The following is a 17,766-nucleotide window of genomic DNA, read 5'->3' as shown; positions in this document are numbered from 1 at the left end:
TTAGATAATCTGCCGAACTTCGTCGAGCGTGGTGGTACCCGAGGTACCCAAATCCAGTTTGTTACCGCCGGCGCCTTTAATCACGCCCTGAACCAGCGCGAACTGCAGCGGCTGCGCCACCAGTTGGGTGGTTCCGTTGCTGGCGCTGATCGCCACTTTGTAAGAACCGTTTGGTGCTTTCGTGCCGTCGGTCAGGCTGCCGTCCCAGGTAAAGGTGTGTACGCCTGCCTTCAGCTCACCAATCTCAATGGTGCGTACCACTGCCCCGCTCGCATCGCTGATCGTCGCAGTCACTTTGTCAGCCGGCTGCTGCAATTCAACGCCAAACGGCGTGGTGGTCGTGGTTGACGTCCCCTCGGTAGTGCTGGTGCCGGCAAGGATCGTGGTCCCCGGGATCATCACCCCATGACCAATCAGATTCGCAGCCTGCAGAGACTGGCTGTTGTCAATCTGACCGGAAACGGAGCCAAGGGTAGTGTTGAGTTTTTCAATGCCGCTGACGGTACTGATCTGCGCCAGTTGCGTGGTCAGCTCGTTGTTCTGCATCGGATTGGTGGGATCCTGGTTCTTCAGCTGCGCCACCAGCAGCGTCAGAAAGCTGCTCTGCAGATCGGACGCGTTACTGCCCGTCAGGGCGTTGGAACCCGTCGAACTTTTGGCGCCATTAACACCTGAGTTCGTGGGATCATTCACATTTACGGCGATGGACATGCATGTCTCCTTTACTGGCCGAGAGTGAGTGTTTTGAGCATCATGCTCTTCACGGTATTAAGCACTTCGACGTTTGCCTGGTAACTGCGTGACGCCGACATGGAGTTCACCATCTCACCCACCACATCCACGTTAGGCATTTTTACGTAACCGTTCGCATCCGCCAGCGGGTTGCCAGGCTCATACACCAGCTTGTCCGGTGCCTGGCTCTCAACCACATCAGAGACTTTCACACCGCCGGTGGCCGCGCCTGGCGCCGCATCGACCTGAAAGACGACCTGTTTCGCACGATAAGGCTGACCGTCTGGTCCGGTCACGCTGTCGGCGTTCGCCAGGTTACTGGCGGCTACGTTCAGACGTTTGGACTGCGCGGTAAGCGCCGAGCCGGCGATATCAAAAATATTCAGCAAGGCCATTTATCAGTTGCCCCCCTGCAGGACGTTCATCATGCCTTTGATTTGTCCGCCGAGAACGGTCAGGCCTGTCTGGTACTTCACGCTGTTATCGGCAAACTGTGTACGCTCCCGGTCCATGTCCACGGTGTTACCGTCGAGTGAAGGCTGGTCGGGAATGCGATAAAGCAAATCGGTCGTTGGTGCGGTCATCGTCTGAGCGGGAATATGACGTGAGGAGGTCAGCGCGAGCGCGACACTGCTCCCTTCTGCGCGTCCACGCTCCATCACTTTTTTAAGCTCACTGGAAAAATCAATATCGCGCGCCTGATACCCTGGCGTATCGGCGTTAGCGATATTGGCGGCTAAAATTTCCTGCCGCTGGGCACGTAAATTGAGCGCTTCCTGCTGAAAACGTAACGCGGCGTCGAGTTTATCGAGCATGTCTCCTCCGCTGATGGCAAAATTTCAGTTCACAGCTTAAATCTCAACCCATCCGCCTTATCGACGGAATAAGCGCAAAATGCGTCGCTATTTATTGCGTTGATGAAAAACCACTGCAGGTAGAATTCACTCAATTCTGGAAACGGTGGAACTTGCGATGCAAACGTTAAAACGTGGCCTGATGGCAGCTTTCTTGCTTTTTAGCCCCCTGGTGCAGGCGGATGGTTTACAGGATCAGCTAAACACCTTTTTTGCCCAGAAGCTGGCGGGCTTTAGCGATGAAGTTGTCGTCACGGTACGCACGCCACCAAATCTGTATCCCTCCTGTGAGCAGCCGTCATTTACCGTGACCGGCACCACCAGACTGTGGGGAAACGTGAACGTGCTGGCACGCTGCGCCAACGAAAAACGGTATTTACAGGTTGCAGTCCAGGCGACAGGCAATTATGTTGTCGCCGCTGTCCCCATTGCCCGGGGTACCGCACTGCAGGCCAACAGCGTGACGTTGAAACGTGGCCGTCTGGATCAGCTGCCGCCACGGACAATGCTTGAAATTAACCAGGCGCAGGACGCCGTCAGCCTGCGTGATGTCGCACCGGGTCAGCCGATACAGCTATCGATGCTGCGCCAGGCGTGGCGCGTCAAGGCGGGTCAACAGGTGATGGTGGTGGCCAATGGAGATGGCTTCAGTATCAACAGTGAAGGGAAAGCGTTAAACAATGCCGCGGTAGCGCAAAATGCCCGCGTCAGAATGTCTTCAGGGCAGGTGGTTAGCGGAACCGTCGATTCTGATGGGAATATTCTGATTAACCTATAATCTTTTTAAAGATTTCGCTGCAGCTGCCGATAAATATTCAACTATTGATGATGTCAGGCGCCAACGCCGCGAACCCTCGATGAGGACAACACTATGAGCATTGATCGTACATCAGCCCTGAAGCCGGTAAGCGCTGTACAACCTCGCGAAACGAATGACGCTACGCCGCAGAAAACGCGTCTGGAAAAACCGTCAACGTCTAACAGCACCAGCGTAACCCTGAGCGATGCCCAGGCAAAACTGATGCAGCCAGGCGGCAACGATATCAACATGGAACGCGTTGAAGCGCTGAAAACGGCTATTCGTAACGGCGAGCTGAAAATGGACACCAGCAAAATTGCTGACGCCCTGATTCAGGAAGCGCAGAGTTTCTTACAGAGTAACTAACCGTATGAGTCGACTGTCAGAAATACTGGATCAAATGACGGTTGTCCTGAACGACCTGAAAACGGTAATGGACGCTGAGCAACAGCACCTCTCTTCCGGTCACATCAACGGCAGCGCGTTGCAGCGTATTACTGAAGACAAAAGCTCGCTTCTGGCGACGCTGGATTACCTTGAGCAGCAACGTCGCGCTGAGCAGGATCCTAAGCGCAGTGCTAACGACGATATCGTTGAGCGCTGGCAAACTATTACAGAAAAAACCCAGCACCTTCGCGATCTCAACCAGCATAACGGCTGGCTGCTTGAAGGTCAGATAGAGCGTAATCAGCAAGCGCTTGAGGTGTTAAAGCCGCATAAAGAAACCGGGCTGTACGGTGCGGATGGTCAGACAGCGACGGCCCGTATTACGGGCGGGAAAAAGATTTCGATTTGAAGCATAAGCGACAAATCAAGCAGTGGGGAGCACCATAAGGTGAACTCCCCTTTTGGCGTTTATGCCGTACGGCGGGCAAACTCTTTCACTTTGAAGCCCAACACGGCGAGGGTGGCAAAGTAAGCCACAACCCCAACACCCACCACGGCCATCAGTCGCAGCAGACGATAAGGCATGGTGCCGAGCGACCACTCCGGCATCACGTGCATCATGCCGAGCAACGCCGCTGCCATCACCAGCACCGCGATAACCAGTCGCACAAGGAAACTCGCCCAGCCCGGCTGCGGCGTGAAGATATCCTGCTTACGCAGCTGCCAGTACAACAGCCCGGCATTCAGACAGGCCGCCAGACCAATAGACAGAGCCAGACCCGCGTGCTTCAGCGGGCCAATAAACGCCAGGTTCATCAACTGGGTCATCATCAGCGTCACCAGGGCAATCTTCACCGGCGTTTTAATGTTCTGACGGGAGTAGAACCCTGGTGCCAGCACTTTAACAACAATCAGCCCCATCAATCCCACCGAGTACGCCACCAGCGCCTGCTGAGTCATGGACGCATCATGGGCTGAAAATTTACCGTACTGGAACAGCGAGACGGTCAGCGGTTTCGCGAGGATCCCCAGCGCCACCGCGCTTGGCAGTGCCAGCAGGAAACAGAGGCGTAAGCCCCAGTCCATCAGGCGGCAATACTCATCATGGTTGCCGCTGGCAAAGCTTTTAGAGAGCGACGGCAGCAGAATCGTCCCCAGCGCGACACCCAGTACGCCAGAAGGAAACTCCATCAGACGGTCAGCGTAGTACATCCAGGAGACCGAACCGGACACCAGGAAAGAGGCAAAGATGGTATTGATGATAAGTGAGATCTGGCTGACAGAAACCCCGAGGATTGCAGGTCCCATCTGCTTCATGACGCGCATTGCGCCGGCATCACGGAAATTAATGCGCGGCAGAACCAGCATGCCAATTTTCTTCAGATGCGGCAGCTGATATGCCAGCTGCAGGACGCCGCCCACGGTCACCGCCCAGGCCAGCGCCAGTACCGGCGGGTTGAAATGCGGTGCGGCAAACAGGGCAAAGCCGATCATGCTGACATTCAAAAACGTCGGCGCAAACGCCGGAACGGAGAAGCGGTTCCAGGTATTGAGGATTGCCCCCACCAGCGAGGCCAGCGAGATCAACAGAATATAAGGAAAGGTAATGCGCAGCAGCTGGGTGGTAAGCGCAAATTTATCAGCGGTGTCGGCAAACCCCGGCGCGGTCACCATAATCACCCAGGGCGCAGCCAGCATCCCCAGGACTGTCACAATAGCCAGCGCCAGCGTCAGCAGCCCGGAGACGTAGGCGACAAACACCCGCGTAGCATCTTCGCCCTGCTTGCTTTTATATTCCGCCAGAATTGGAACGAAGGCCTGCGAGAAAGCGCCCTCAGCAAAAATACGGCGCAATAAATTCGGCAGTTTGAACGCGACGAAAAAGGCGTCCGTTGCCATCCCAGCACCAAAAACCCTTGCCACAATGGCATCACGCGCAAAACCCAGTACGCGAGAAAACATGGTCATCGAGCTGACGGCTGCCAGCGATTTTAATAAGTTCATTAATGTGAATTTCCACAACCATACGGCAAAACGCCTGCAGAGCAGGCGTAATGAATGCCCGACGGCGTTGCGCTTGCGCAGGCCTTCGGATTTGCAGGCCGGATAGCGAAAAGCCTCCCGGCGAAACCAACAATCGGCGCTTAGTCTACCCGGATTTAAGGGAATTACTATCGGCAGATGTTACAGAGGGTTATTCACTCATGGCCTCTCGCCAGAGCCGTTCCACGATGCGTTGCGCCATGATGGCCTGTTCACCGGCTGTTTCCGGAACCGTCTGATTTTGCACGCAGCTAATGAAGTGACGGGCGCATCCCGCGAAGCCGCGTTGCTCCAGAGTGCTCTGCCAGCCCGGCGCCGGAAGCGTGACCACACCGTTGCCCTTCTCTTCACGCCACTCCCGCATGTCGGTGATGTCATACAGCGCACCGTCAGTGACGGCCTGGACAAACTCCCGCTGACTGCCCGCACGACGATGCATGCTGGTGGTCACCTGCAGATGTTCCAGCGCAAAGTGGTGCTCGGCGTAGACCATCTCGCCCAGATCGTTGGTCATCAGGGTCCCGCTTTTCAGCTGAGCCTGGCCGTTTGTCAGCCAGAGCGCCGTGTCCACCACGTGCAGATAATCATCGAGAAGCGTAAAGCGCAGATCGTTTGGCCCGACGCTGTCGGTACGGTGTTTATCCATCCTCAGAGAGGCCAGCGCGCCCGGCTGTGCCTTCAGCTGCTGATAAAGCGGAGCGAAGCGGCGGTTAAAGCCCACCATCAGCGTCAGGTTCTTGCGTGCCGCCAGCTCTATCAGTCGCTCGGCATCCTGAACGTTCTCCGCCAGGGGCTTATCCACACAGACGTGAACACCGGCATTCAGCAGTTCGCTGACCACCTGATAGTGCGTTGCCGTTGAGGTATGCACAAATACCGCATCGCACTCGCGGGCAAGATCAGACAGCGAAGCGGCGTATGGTATCCGCCAGGTTGCGCAGATGCGTTCAGCCTTCTCGCGGGTAGGTGACCACGCGCCCTGAAGCGTCCAGTCCGTTGCCGCGCCTAATACCGGTAACCAGGCTTTTTGTGCAATACCGCCAAGCCCCACCACGCCTACACGTAATTTTTTCACTGTTAATCTCCCAAATGTGCCAGCAGTGCGTCCAGGCGCTGCTTCAGCCCAGCGACCTCCTCTTCCAGCGCGTCCACGCGCGCCGTCAGGCTGCCGCTGACAACAGAGGGCTCTTGTTCCGTTGCCAGCGTCGCGGTATCCACCTCACCACTGAAGAGATGCATATAGCGGCTCTCACGCTTGCCCGGTTCGCGTGCCAGACGCACCACGTAAGGGCCATCCTCGCGGGTTGCAAGCCCTTCCAGGGTTTGTTCCACTTCCTGCATATCCGCAAACTCATGCATACGGGAAGCCCGTGTGCGCAGCTCGCCGGGAGTCTGTGCCCCGCGCAGTAAAAGGGTCGTGATCACCGCCACTTCCGCGGCGCTCAACTTCAGGTCGCCGAATTCGGAATTACAAAAACGTTGTTCGTACTTGGTGACGCGGTTTCCGAAGCCGCTGACGGTGCGCAGATAATGGCGTTTCACCAGTTCATCCAGCACATCCTGAACGTCATGCTCGCTGAGGTTCATTACCGGCTCGCGGTTGGTCTTTTGGTTGCAGGCCAACATGACGGCGTTGACAGAGAGCGGATATTGCTCCGGCGTCGTGACCTGTTTTTCCAGCAGGCATCCGACGACGCGCGCTTCTGCACCGCTTAACTGATATTTCATCTCTTCTCCTTAGCGACCCGCTGTCCAGTCCCGGGTGGTTAATGCCGTGAGGACATGGTCGCGCCATTCTCCATCTATCAGCAGATAGTCTTTGGCGTAACCCTCTTTCTCAAACCCTAAACGCGCCAGCAAATTACCGCTGCGCTGATTATGCGGCATATAGTTCGCCATAATACGATGGATATGTTGCGTGCGTTGCATATAACGGATCGCCACCGTTAATGCTTCATACATCAGCCCCTGCCCCTGCCATTTCTGACCGATGGAGTAGCCGAGGTAGCAGGCGTGAAACGATCCGCGCACGACGTTTGAAAAGTTGGCGATGCCGATGATCTCTTTTTCTTCAGGATCCAGCAGCGCAAAATAAAACGCACTTCCCTGCTTATGAAATTCCGCAATCATACTGAGGCGCGCCTGCCAGCCGGATGGGTAACAATGGCTCTCATCCCGAACGGGTTCCCAGGGTTTTAAAAACTGGCGATTCTCGGCGTAATAATCCGCCAGACGCCAGGCATCACGCTCATGCACCAGACGAACGACCAGCCTGTCCGTTGTCAGACGCACTTTTGGCACATTACTGCGATAGCCAAACATCGATACCACTCCTTCCCGTCACTTCTGCTGACCCAGTAGCTTTACTATACCTGTGCCTGCGCCGTCTGTGAAAACAGTGACATACCATTTTGACCTCTTTTCACATTTTTCGATGAGAACTCTCTATCAAAGCGCTCTTTTGATAAAAAAATATTGTCACGCCCAGGGGTGGGAAAACGCGCAGTAACCCCGCAGAATGTTAGCGTGCTCACCATCCTGTTTTCCCTGGAGGGAAAATGTCCCGCGTATCACAGGCGAGGAGCCTGGGTAAATATTTCCTGCTAGTCGATAACATGCTGGTCGTGCTCGGCTTTTTTGTCGTGTTTCCTCTTATCTCGATCCGCTTTGTCGATCAAATGGGCTGGGCGGCGCTGATGGTTGGCATCGCGTTGGGGTTACGCCAGTTTGTCCAGCAAGGCCTTGGGGTGTTTGGCGGCGCCATTGCTGACCGCTTCGGCGCGAAACCGATGATTGTGACCGGTATGCTGCTTCGTGCGGCAGGCTTTGCCACGATGGCGGTTGCCCATGAGCCCTGGCTTCTGTGGTTCTCCTGCTTTCTCTCCGGGATCGGCGGAACCCTGTTTGACCCGCCGCGCACCGCGCTGGTGGTGAAGTTAATTCGCCCGCAGCACCGCGGACGTTTCTTCTCGATTTTGATGATGCAGGACAGCGCGGGCGCGGTAATTGGCGCGCTTCTGGGGAGCTGGTTGCTGCAGTACGATTTCCGTCTGGTCTGCGCGGCTGGCGCGGTGCTCTTTATTCTGTGCGCCCTCTTTAATGGCCTGTATCTGCCAGCATGGAAATTGTCGACGGTGAAAGCGCCGGTACGCGAAGGGCTGGGCCGCGTCCTGCACGACAAACGTTTTGTCACCTACGTATTGACCCTGACGGGTTACTACATGCTTGCCGTGCAGGTGATGCTGATGCTGCCTATCATGGTCAATGATATTGCGGGAACCCCGGCCGCCGTGAAATGGATGTACGCCATCGAAGCCGCGCTTTCGCTGACGCTGCTCTATCCGATTGCCCGCTGGAGTGAACGGCGTTTTCGCCTAGAGCATCGTCTGATGGCCGGGCTGTTTTTAATGACACTGAGCATGATGCCCATCGGTCTGGTGAATTCTCTCCAGCAGCTGTTTACGCTGATTTGCACCTTCTATATCGGCTCTATCATCGCCGAGCCGGCTCGTGAGACGCTGAGCGCCTCGCTTGCAGATGCGCGTGCCCGCGGCAGCTATATGGGGTTCAGCCGACTCGGTCTGGCCTTTGGTGGGGCTTTGGGTTACGCCGGCGGCGGCTGGCTGTTTGATGCAGGCAAAGCGCTGAATCAACCGGAACTGCCGTGGATGATGCTCGGCGCGGTGGGCTTTATGACGCTGCTGGCCCTCTGGTGGCAGTTCAGCCAGAAGCGCAGCGCAAGCGGCATGCTCGAACCGGGCGCGTAGCCCTTCCCTCTGGCGGGAGGTCGCTCCCGCCTCACTTCTCAGTTTTTTCTGCTGGTTTCTGCCATTTCACACTGACATACTGACGTAACAGGACAGAAGCGCCGATTTTTCGTTGAGGAACACTATGAAGAAAATTGTCATTGCCGCTGCATTCATTGTCAGCGGTCTGCTGGTGGGCTGTAACCAGCTTACGCAATACACCGTCAGTGAACAGGAAATTAATCAGGCGCTGGAAAAACATAACAACTTTTCAAAAGACATCGGCGTGCCCGGGCTTGCCGATGCGCATATCGTCCTCAGTAACCTGACCAGCCAGATAGGACGTGAAGAGCCAAACAAAGTGACGCTGAACGGGGATGCAAACCTCGATATGACCTCCCTCTTCGGCAACCAGAAAGCCAATATCAAGCTGAAGCTGAAAGCGCTGCCAGTCTTTAACAAAGAGAAAGGGGCTATTTACCTGCAGGAGATGGAAGTCGTCGATGCGGAAGTCACGCCGGACAAGATGAAATCTGTGCTGCAAACCCTGATGCCTTATCTGAATCAGTCGCTGCGTAACTATTTTAATCAGCAGCCAGCCTATGTCTTAAGTGAAGACAAGAGCAAGGGTGAAGCGCTTGCGAAAAAGTATGCTAAAGGGATAGAGGTGAAACCGGGAGAAATCATTATTCCCTTCACTGATTAACCCGTAGGGCGCCGAGGCGCCCTTTTTTTTACGGAAAAGTGTGCAAACGAAAACGTTTCCGCTTATGATTTGTGTCCGGCAAAAACAGCCATCCGAATGACTGATTCCTGACAAGCCGGAGCTTCCATGACTGCACAACCCCAGGTTCTTAAAATCCGCCGCCCTGACGACTGGCATATCCATCTGCGCGATGGCGATATGCTCAAAACCGTCGTGCCTTATACCAGCGAAATTTATGGCCGCGCGATTGTCATGCCTAACCTGGTGCCACCAGTCACCACCGTCGATGCCGCAATGGCGTATCGCCAGCGCATTCTGGATGCCGTCCCGGCGGGCCATGATTTCACCCCGCTGATGACCTGCTACCTGACCGATTCCCTGGATCCAAACGAAGTGGAGCGCGGGTTTAACGAAGGCGTATTCACCGCTGCGAAACTTTATCCGGCCAATGCCACCACCAACTCCAGCCACGGCGTTACCAGCATTGATGCCATCATGCCGGTACTGGAGCGTATGCAGAAACTGGGTATGCCGCTGCTGGTTCACGGTGAAGTCACGCATGCCGAGATCGACATCTTTGACCGTGAAGCCCGTTTTATCGACACCGTGATGGAGCCCCTGCGTCAGCGCCTTCCCGCGCTCAAAGTGGTCTTCGAGCACATCACCACCAAAGATGCCGCGGAGTATGTCCGCGACGGTAACGAGCTTATCGCCGCCACCATCACGCCACAGCATTTGATGTTTAACCGTAACCACATGCTGGTTGGCGGTGTACGTCCGCATCTGTACTGCCTGCCGATCCTCAAGCGTAACATTCACCAGCAGGCGCTGCGCGAACTGGTTGCCAGCGGTTTCTCTCGCGCGTTTCTGGGCACGGATTCCGCACCTCATGCGCGTCATCGCAAAGAAGCAAGCTGCGGCTGTGCGGGCTGCTTTAATGCCCCAACTGCTCTCGCCAGCTATGCAACCGTGTTTGAAGAGATGAATGCCCTGCCGCATTTCGAGGCGTTCTGCTCACTCAATGGCCCCCGTTTTTATGGGTTGCCGGTCAATGAGACCTTCATTGAGCTGGAACGTAAAGAGAGCCAGGTTGAGGAAGCCATTCCACTGACCGATGACACGCTGATCCCATTCCTGGCAGGTGAAACCGTTCGCTGGACGGTAAAACGCTAAAAAATCAGTGCCCCTTGTTGTCAAACCGATAATATACCTGTATAAATAAACAGTATATTACACAGGGGGCATTTATGCGTATTGAAGTCACCATAGCCAAAACTACCGTTCTGCCTGCCGGCGCGCTTGATGCGCTTGCAGGCGAATTATCCCGTCGTATTAACAACACCTTTCCCGAAAACGACGGTGCCGTAACGGTCCGTTACGCGGCCGCAAACAACCTCTCCGTCATTGGCGGCGCGAAAGAAGATAAAGCGCGTATCACCGAAATCCTGCAGGAAACGTGGGAAAGCGCCGACGACTGGTTCATCACAGATTAACACTGCTCCCTCATTGTGTTTTTTTGCCGGGTCGCCCCGGCTTTTTTTCGCCTGAAAATCCAGAAAGTTCAAATTAATTCGGCAACTTCTTTAAAAATCGTGAACAACATGGTGTTTTATTGTTCGAACAATCCTAAAAAGCAGAAAAATGTGTTGCTAGCTGTTTATTTTTCCCTTAGGAACCCTTATTACTTGTATACTGAAGTTGCTTCAGAAAAACATGCATTGAACCTCGAAGTCGTTGTCTTCTAACACGCATTATGGGGGTTATAATGGAAAAGAATAGCGAAGTCATCCAGACCCACCCACTCGTTGGCTGGGATATCAGTACCGTAGACAGCTACGATGCACTGATGCTGCGTTTGCACTACCAGACCCCAAATCAGCTGAACCGTGAAGAAGCGGAAGTTGGACAGACGCTGTGGCTTACGACAGACGTCGCCCGTCAGTTTATTTCTATTTTGGAAGCAGGCATCGCAAAAATAGAATCTGGCGACTACCAGGAAAATGAGTATAAACGGCATTAGCGTTTAGCCCACTTTTCACTCTACAGGCACCCTCGGGGTGCCTTATTTATTTCTCCCTTGTATAAGCCCCCGATGTTAATTACTCTGCTAACAAAGCGTTAGTTTAAGAGATGCCCATGAAATATGATCTGATTATTATTGGTAGCGGCTCCGTTGGTTCTGCCGCCGGATATTATGCCACCCAGGCTGGCCTCAAGGTTCTGATGATAGATGCCCATCTTCCCCCTCATTCAGAGGGAAGCCATCATGGCGATACTCGCCTCATTCGTCACGCCTATGGTGAAGGCGAGCGCTATGTCCCGCTGGTACTTCGCGCGCAAGCGCTCTGGGACGAACTGGCTAAACAGACTGAGGAGCGCATTTTCGAACGCACGGGCATCATTAACCTTGGTCCTGCCCGCTCTGATTTTCTCGCCAGCGTCGAACGCAGCGCGAAGACATTTAACCTGGACGTTGAGAAGCTCGACGCGGCGGGGATCATGTCACGCTGGCCGGAAATCACCGTCCCGGACGATTATGTTGGTCTCTTTGAAGCCCATTCCGGCGTGCTGCATTGCGAAACAGCAATAAAAACCTGGATAGCGCTGGCCGCGAAAGCAGGCTGCGCCCAGCTTTTCAATTGTCCGGTCGAGGCCATTAAGCATGACGCTGACGGCGTCACGGTGACAACCCTGGACGGAGAGTACACGGCCTCCCGATTGCTCATCAGTGCAGGTACCTGGGTAACCCGTCTGCTGCCAGACCTGCCCGTACAGCCGGTGCGCAAGGTCTTCTCCTGGTTCCAGTCTGATGGCCGTTACAGTACGCAGAATAAATTCCCGGCGTTCACCGGCGAGTTACCCAACGGCGATCAGTTCTACGGCTTCCCTTCGGATAAAGACGCGCTCAAAATCGGGAAACACAATGGGGGACAAATTATCTCCTCTCCTGAAGAACGTAAACCGTTTGGCGCCTACCCACAGGATGGCTCTGAAGCCTTCTCGTTCCTGCGAAATATTCTGCCGGGCGTCGGTGGCTTACTCTATGGCGCGGCATGCACCTACGACAACACGCCGGACGAAGACTTTATTATCGATACGCTGCCCGGGCATGAGAACACATTGCTCATCACCGGTCTGAGCGGTCACGGCTTTAAGTTCGCGTCGGTTCTGGGTGAAATTGCCGCGCAGTTTGCCCAGGGTATTACACCGCAGTTTGATCTGAAGCCCTTCTCTCTTTCACGTTTTAACGGATAATCCACCACGGGCTTCGGACGTTCCGGAGCCCCTCTTCTTGTAACGGTTTGCGGGGCGCTATGCGCAAAGTTGTGGGTTTTCTCATCAATAATATTCGTGAGCATTTGATGCTCTATATCTTATTGTGGGCGCTGCTGGCCATCATTGATTTTATTTACATTGTATTTTACTGAAAGCCTGCCTGACATTTATTGACATTACTTTATATTTGCTTAAGTTAGAACAATTCCTCAATTAGCCCTTTGTTAAGTCTTGCACGAAGACATTGAATTACCTTTGCGGATCATTTTCAAAACCGCTGAAATAAATAAAATAAAAATCAATATCGACTTATTTCAGTTGCAATATCATTCCTTCCCGTTCATTTTTACTGCTCTGTTTATTTGATAATGGTAATCCTGATGCAATTGCGTAACACCTCCCGGCGCTATGGAATAATATCCATAAGCTTGCACTGGATATTTGCTATTGCGGTCTATGCCATGTTCGGACTTGGCCTCTGGATGGTGACGCTCAGCTATTACGATGGCTGGTATCACCAGGCCCCGGAGCTGCATAAGAGCATCGGCGTGCTGCTGATGATGGGGCTGGTTATTCGCGTGATCTGGCGACACATTTCACCGCCGCCTGCCGCGCCAAAGACCCACAGTAAATTTACCCGTATCAGCGCTGTTGCCGCGCATATTACGCTTTATGCGCTGCTCTTCGCTCTTCTGATCAGCGGCTATCTCATTTCGACAGCAGAGGGTAAGCCAATAAGCGTTTTTGGCATTTTTGATGTCCCGGCAACGCTTGCCGATGCGGGATCACAGGCCGATATTGCCGGGGTGATTCACCTCTGGCTGGCATGGAGCGTGGTTATCCTGTCCGTGCTGCACGGGCTTGCCGCCCTTAAACATCATTTCATCGATAAAGACGATACGCTAAAGCGCATGCTTGGCCGCTCGTCAGTTGACTCTGGAGCTTAAAATGAAAAAACACCTGCTGGGTATCGCACTGGGTTCTCTGTTATTTACCACCGGCTCAGCCGTTGCTGCTGACTATAAAATTGATAAAGAGGGCCAACATGCTTTCGTCAATTTCCGTATTCAGCATCTCGGGTATAGCTGGCTGTATGGCACCTTTAATGATTTTGACGGCACATTCAGCTTTGACGAAAAAAATCCTGCCGCCGATAAAGTCAACGTGACCATTAATACCAACAGTGTCGACACCAATCATGCAGAACGCGATAAACATTTGCGCAGTGCGGAATTCCTGAACGTGTCTAAATTCCCGCAGGCCACCTTCACCTCCACGGAAGTGAAAAAAGATGGCGATAAGCTGGATATTACCGGCAACCTGACGCTCAACGGCGTGACAAAACCGGTTACGCTGAATGCAAAATTAATGGGCCAGGGTGACGATCCGTGGGGGGGTAAACGTGCCGGATTTGAAGCCTCAGGTAAAATTCACCTGAAAGACTTTAATATTACTACCGATTTGGGCCCTGCTTCTCAGGATGTCGAACTGATTATTTCCGTTGAAGGCGTTCAGCAGAAGTCATAATAGCGACGCCCGGCAGGCTTTCACACTGCCGGGCATCAGCCTTATTCAGGGTCGGGAATACCCAGTTTGGTGTTCAGACGGCCACGGGATTTATTAAAAATCTTGTTACCGTTTTCCCGTCCTGCACGACGACGGCGCTGTTCCTCTTCCGGCAGCATACTCTCTTCACTGCACAGTTCGCTGCAGCATCCGTTAAATTTCTCGGCGCAGGCCGGACACTGAATAAACAGCAAATGACATCCGTCATTTTTGCAGTTGGTATGGGTATCACACGGCGTACCGCACTGGTGACAGTGGGCAATCACATCCTCTGAAATACGCTCGCCCATTCGTTCGTCAAAGACAAAGTTTTTACCGATAAAACGGACCGGTAAACCCTGCTCACGGGCACGGCGGGCGTACTCAATAATGCCGCCTTCAATGTGCCAGACCTTATTAAACCCGTTGTGCTTCATCCAGGCACTGGCCTTCTCACAGCGGATCCCGCCGGTGCAGTACATCACGATTTTTTTATCTTTATGTTCCTGCATCATCTCAACCGCTTTTGGCAGTTGCTCGCGGAAGGTATCAGCCGGAATTTCCATCGCGTTTTCGAAATGCCCCACTTCGTACTCATAATGGTTACGCATATCGATGAACACCGCATCCGGATCGTCCAGCATCGCATTCACTTCCGCCGCTTTCAGGTATTCCCCGACATCAGCGGCGTTAAACGCCGGATCGTCAATACCGTCCGCGACAATGCGTTCACGCACTTTCATGCGCAGTACCCAGAATGATTTACCGTCATCATCCAGGGCAATGTTCAGGCGTACACCGTTGAGAGCCGGATCGAACCCGTAAAGCAGGTCGCGGAAGGCGTTTACTTTGCTTTCCGGTACGCTGATCTGGGCATTGATGCCTTCACGGGCAAGATAGACGCGACCGAAAACATTCAGCGTCGTGAAGGCCTGATAAAGCGCATCGCGGGTCGCTTGTGGATCGTTGATGGTAAAGTATTTGTAGAATGAGATTGTCGTGCGCGGTTCGGTTTCAGCCAACATACGCGCCTTTAACATCTCATTCGAAACGCGGTTGTGTAACACTGGCATGGTGTACAAGTCCTGCAATCGTTAGAGAGAATGAAAAATCGGTCGGCATCATATAGCAAACAATGACAATTTACATCCACACAATTTACGCTACATTTCACACACCCCTAGTTAGTCAGACTTAACAATTGCTGCATTCGTACACGTTTCGAAGACAGACATTTTGGCTACGCCTCAAAAAATGAGACAATAGCTAAACAGGACGTTAGAACACAGGAAAGACATGACCCAGTTACCGAAATTTACTGTCGCCCTTTTGCATCCCCGCTATTGGTTGACCTGGCTTGGCATTGGTTTTTTATGGCTGATGGTCCAACTCCCTTACCCTGTGATTTTCCGTGTGGGCAAATGTGTGGGCCGTATTGGTCAAAAATTCATGAAACGCCGCGCCAGGATTGCCTACCGCAACCTTGAGCTGTGCTTCCCGCAGATGAGCGAGGCGGAACGTCATGAGATGGTTACCAGGAATTTCGAATCCGTTGGCATGGGGCTGATGGAAACCGGTATGGCATGGTTCTGGCCAGACAAACGGATGGCCCGCTGGAGTGAAGTCACCGGGACAGGTATGGAGCCTGTGCATACGCTTCAGGCCAATAAGACAGGCGTACTGCTGATTGGCGTGCATTTTCTGACGCTGGAGATCGGTGCGCGTATGTTTGGCATGCAGGCACCCGGTATTGGTGTTTATCGCCCTAACGATAACCCGGTGATCGATTTAATCCAGACCAACGGCCGTATGCGCTCCAACAAAAGTATGATCGACCGTAAAGACCTGAAGGGGATGATCCGCGCGCTGAAATCAGGTGAAGTGATCTGGTATGCCCCTGACCACGATTATGGCCCACAATCCAGCGTATTTGTCCCGTTCTTCGCCGTTGAAGAGGCGGCCACAACCACCGGTACCTGGATGCTGGCGAAAATGTCCAAAGCCGCGATCGTCCCGTTTGTCCCGCGTCGCAAGCCGGATGGCTCAGGCTACGAGTTAATGATGCTCGAGCCGGAACTCGCGCCGCCGCTGGACGATGCGGAAACGACCGCTCGCTGGATGAACAGAGTGGTTGAGAAATGCATCATGCTCGCGCCGGAGCAGTATATGTGGCTCCATCGTCGCTTCAAAACACGGCCAGAGGGTATGCCGTCGCGCTATTAATTTTCCGTGCGGCCATCAGGGCCGCACGCTCATTTAGCTTTAAAAGCGCCTCCGCATTGCAGCGATCATAACCCAGGCGCATACTTAGCAGGCTTATTACTTCAGGCCTATGGTGCTTTGCACCTCATTATGCGGATTGTTATGTCACCCTCAGATGCCCCCATAAACTGGAAGCGTAACCTCACGGTTGCGTGGCTTGGCTGTTTTCTCACCGGTGCGGCGTTTAGCCTGGTGATGCCCTTCCTGCCGCTTTACGTTGAACAACTTGGCGTCACCGGTCACAGTGCACTCAATATGTGGTCTGGCCTGGTCTTCAGTATCACCTTTCTCTTTTCCGCGATTGCTTCGCCCTTCTGGGGTGGCCTTGCCGATCGCAAAGGACGAAAGATCATGCTGCTGCGTTCGGCACTGGGGATGGCCATCATCATGGCGCTGATGGGCCTTGCGCAGAACGTCTGGCAATTTCTGATTTTGCGCGCGTTACTGGGTCTGCTGGGGGGCTTTATTCCTAACGCAAATGCGCTCATTGCCACCCAAATTCCGCGACACAAAAGCGGCTGGGCGCTCGGCACGCTCTCCACCGGAGGCGTGAGCGGCGCATTGCTGGGACCGCTGGCAGGCGGGCTGCTGGCGGATAACTACGGCCTGCGTCCGGTCTTTTTCATTACTGCCAGCGTCCTTTTTCTCTGCTTTATCGTCACGCTGCTCTGTATCCGTGAACGTTTCACCCCGGTCCCCCGAAAAGAGATGCTCCACGCACGGGATGTGCTGACCTCGCTTAAAAATCCCAGGCTGGTGCTAAGCCTGTTCGTCACGACCCTGATTATTCAGGTAGCAACCGGGTCGATTGCCCCTATTCTGACGCTCTACGTTCGTGATCTGGCCGGTGACGTCAGTAATATTGCGTTTATCAGCGGGCTTATCGCGTCGGTGCCCGGCGTGGCAGCGCTGCTCAGCGCCCCGAGGCTGGGAAAACTGGGGGACCGCGTGGGCCCGGAAAAAATCCTGATATGCGCCCTGGTGATTTCCGTTCTGCTCCTCATTCCGATGTCGATGGTACAAGCACCATGGCAGCTTGGCCTGCTGCGCTTCTTACTGGGAGCGGCAGACGGCGCGTTACTGCCTGCGGTTCAGACCCTGCTGGTGTACAACTCAACGAACCAGATAGCCGGCCGCATTTTTAGCTATAACCAGTCATTTCGCGATATCGGCAACGTCACCGGACCGCTTGTCGGAGCCGGAATTTCCGCCAGTTTTGGTTTCCGCGCCGTGTTTATCGTCACCGCGGGCGTGGTGCTGTTTAATGCGATTTATTCGTGGTTCAGTTTATCGAGGGCTTTACGACCGGTCGTTAATAAGACGAACGCGTGACAGCTTATTTTTGCATTCATACTTGCAGAACCCGATATTCAGCTATTCTTTCCCTGAAACCTTCAGGAAAACAGGGAGACACCA

General features: G+C 53.9%; 22 protein-coding genes. 14 read left to right on the top strand and 8 right to left on the bottom strand.

From position 1 onward, the window contains the following. Genes flgD through flgB form a run of 3 tightly spaced genes read right to left on the bottom strand, consistent with a single transcriptional unit; the run spans nt 1 to nt 1,547 of the window. Nucleotides 1–711, bottom strand: a complete 711-nt coding sequence (flgD, locus tag ACMGG3_RS04360; RefSeq protein WP_014169557.1) for a flagellar hook assembly protein FlgD — start codon at nt 709–711, stop codon at nt 1–3. 11 nt (nt 712–722) lie between these two features. Continuing rightward, nucleotides 723–1,127 (bottom strand): flagellar basal body rod protein FlgC, encoded by a 405-nt coding sequence (gene flgC, locus ACMGG3_RS04355; protein WP_013097138.1) that lies wholly within the window; start codon nt 1,125–1,127, stop codon nt 723–725. 3 nt (nt 1,128–1,130) lie between these two features. Then, nucleotides 1,131–1,547 carry a flagellar basal body rod protein FlgB gene (flgB, locus tag ACMGG3_RS04350; RefSeq protein ID WP_414149618.1) on the bottom strand — a complete coding sequence of 139 codons (417 nt, stop codon included), beginning with the start codon at nt 1,545–1,547 and terminating at the stop codon, nt 1,131–1,133. Nucleotides 1,548–1,704: 157 nt separating this feature from the next. On the opposite strand from flgB, the gene flgA reads away from it, so the two are divergent. From flgA to flgN, 3 genes are all read left to right on the top strand, one after another. Continuing rightward, nucleotides 1,705–2,364, top strand: coding sequence for a flagellar basal body P-ring formation chaperone FlgA (flgA, locus tag ACMGG3_RS04345; RefSeq protein ID WP_153852261.1), 660 nt, complete (start codon nt 1,705–1,707; stop codon nt 2,362–2,364). A 93-nt stretch (nt 2,365–2,457) separates the two neighbouring features. Beyond that, nucleotides 2,458–2,751 carry a flagellar biosynthesis anti-sigma factor FlgM gene (gene flgM / locus ACMGG3_RS04340; RefSeq protein WP_014169554.1) on the top strand — a complete coding sequence of 98 codons (294 nt, stop codon included), beginning with the start codon at nt 2,458–2,460 and terminating at the stop codon, nt 2,749–2,751. 4 nt (nt 2,752–2,755) lie between these two features. Then, on the top strand, nt 2,756–3,181 hold the full coding sequence (gene flgN, locus ACMGG3_RS04335) for a flagella biosynthesis chaperone FlgN (RefSeq protein WP_025204463.1): 426 nt from the start codon (nt 2,756–2,758) through the stop codon (nt 3,179–3,181). Nucleotides 3,182–3,240: 59 nt separating this feature from the next. Here flgN and murJ read toward each other — a convergent pair whose 3' ends face one another. The 4 genes from murJ to rimJ all read right to left on the bottom strand — a co-directional run bounded on the left by murJ (nt 3,241) and on the right by rimJ (nt 7,137). Continuing rightward, nucleotides 3,241–4,776: a murein biosynthesis integral membrane protein MurJ gene (gene murJ / locus ACMGG3_RS04330; protein WP_414149617.1), complete on the bottom strand. Its 1,536-nt coding sequence runs from the start codon at nt 4,774–4,776 to the stop codon at nt 3,241–3,243. Between the two features lie 190 nt (nt 4,777–4,966). Next, nucleotides 4,967–5,890: a Gfo/Idh/MocA family protein gene (locus ACMGG3_RS04325; RefSeq protein ID WP_025204464.1), complete on the bottom strand. Its 924-nt coding sequence runs from the start codon at nt 5,888–5,890 to the stop codon at nt 4,967–4,969. A 2-nt stretch (nt 5,891–5,892) separates the two neighbouring features. Next, nucleotides 5,893–6,543, bottom strand: coding sequence for a YceH family protein (locus ACMGG3_RS04320; protein ID WP_414149616.1), 651 nt, complete (start codon nt 6,541–6,543; stop codon nt 5,893–5,895). Between the two features lie 9 nt (nt 6,544–6,552). Continuing rightward, complete coding sequence (rimJ, locus tag ACMGG3_RS04315) at nt 6,553–7,137, bottom strand: ribosomal protein S5-alanine N-acetyltransferase (protein ID WP_013097146.1); 585 nt, start codon at nt 7,135–7,137, stop codon at nt 6,553–6,555. 236 nt (nt 7,138–7,373) lie between these two features. On the opposite strand from rimJ, the gene mdtH reads away from it, so the two are divergent. The 9 genes from mdtH to ACMGG3_RS04270 all read left to right on the top strand — a co-directional run bounded on the left by mdtH (nt 7,374) and on the right by ACMGG3_RS04270 (nt 14,070). Further along, the gene (mdtH, locus tag ACMGG3_RS04310) at nt 7,374–8,582 is read left to right on the top strand and encodes a multidrug efflux MFS transporter MdtH (RefSeq protein ID WP_014169547.1); all 1,209 of its coding nucleotides are present in this window, start codon (nt 7,374–7,376) and stop codon (nt 8,580–8,582) included. 124 nt (nt 8,583–8,706) lie between these two features. After that, the gene (locus ACMGG3_RS04305; RefSeq protein ID WP_020884685.1) at nt 8,707–9,267 is read left to right on the top strand and encodes a lipoprotein; all 561 of its coding nucleotides are present in this window, start codon (nt 8,707–8,709) and stop codon (nt 9,265–9,267) included. A 126-nt stretch (nt 9,268–9,393) separates the two neighbouring features. Continuing rightward, entirely contained in the window at nt 9,394–10,440 is a 1,047-nt protein-coding gene (gene pyrC, locus ACMGG3_RS04300) for a dihydroorotase (RefSeq protein WP_032677867.1), read from the top strand. 74 nt (nt 10,441–10,514) lie between these two features. Next, nucleotides 10,515–10,760: a DNA damage-inducible protein I gene (gene dinI / locus ACMGG3_RS04295; protein WP_020884687.1), complete on the top strand. Its 246-nt coding sequence runs from the start codon at nt 10,515–10,517 to the stop codon at nt 10,758–10,760. A gap of 272 nt (nt 10,761–11,032) precedes the next feature. Next, nucleotides 11,033–11,287: a biofilm formation regulator BssS gene (bssS, locus tag ACMGG3_RS04290; protein WP_008500827.1), complete on the top strand. Its 255-nt coding sequence runs from the start codon at nt 11,033–11,035 to the stop codon at nt 11,285–11,287. A gap of 116 nt (nt 11,288–11,403) precedes the next feature. Beyond that, on the top strand, nt 11,404–12,522 hold the full coding sequence (solA, locus tag ACMGG3_RS04285; protein WP_032681266.1) for an N-methyl-L-tryptophan oxidase: 1,119 nt from the start codon (nt 11,404–11,406) through the stop codon (nt 12,520–12,522). 59 nt (nt 12,523–12,581) lie between these two features. Continuing rightward, nucleotides 12,582–12,695, top strand: coding sequence for a DUF2770 family protein (locus tag ACMGG3_RS04280; protein ID WP_032670549.1), 114 nt, complete (start codon nt 12,582–12,584; stop codon nt 12,693–12,695). A 228-nt stretch (nt 12,696–12,923) separates the two neighbouring features. Beyond that, nucleotides 12,924–13,490, top strand: a complete 567-nt coding sequence (locus ACMGG3_RS04275; RefSeq protein WP_032670551.1) for a cytochrome b — start codon at nt 12,924–12,926, stop codon at nt 13,488–13,490. Between the two features lies 1 nt (nt 13,491). Continuing rightward, a complete protein-coding gene (locus tag ACMGG3_RS04270) occupies nt 13,492–14,070 on the top strand; it encodes a YceI family protein (protein ID WP_414149615.1) in 579 nt (192 codons plus the stop codon). A gap of 41 nt (nt 14,071–14,111) precedes the next feature. On the opposite strand, the gene ACMGG3_RS04265 is transcribed toward ACMGG3_RS04270, so the two are convergent. Next, complete coding sequence (locus tag ACMGG3_RS04265) at nt 14,112–15,161, bottom strand: rhodanese-related sulfurtransferase (protein ID WP_020884692.1); 1,050 nt, start codon at nt 15,159–15,161, stop codon at nt 14,112–14,114. Between the two features lie 223 nt (nt 15,162–15,384). Here ACMGG3_RS04265 and ACMGG3_RS04260 point away from each other — a divergent pair, with 223 nt between their 5' ends. Continuing rightward, nucleotides 15,385–16,311, top strand: coding sequence for a Kdo(2)-lipid IV(A) acyltransferase (locus ACMGG3_RS04260; protein WP_014169534.1), 927 nt, complete (start codon nt 15,385–15,387; stop codon nt 16,309–16,311). 141 nt (nt 16,312–16,452) lie between these two features. Beyond that, the gene (mdtG, locus tag ACMGG3_RS04255) at nt 16,453–17,682 is read left to right on the top strand and encodes a multidrug efflux MFS transporter MdtG (RefSeq protein WP_032681267.1); all 1,230 of its coding nucleotides are present in this window, start codon (nt 16,453–16,455) and stop codon (nt 17,680–17,682) included. Nucleotides 17,683–17,766: the final 84 nt, after the last annotated feature.

The organism is Enterobacter sp. BNK-18 (assembly GCF_047456135.1).
Lineage (GTDB): Bacteria > Pseudomonadota > Gammaproteobacteria > Enterobacterales > Enterobacteriaceae > Enterobacter > Enterobacter ludwigii.
The sequence above is the reverse complement of the archived record's forward strand: the minus strand, read 5'-3'. Positions and strand labels throughout refer to the sequence as shown.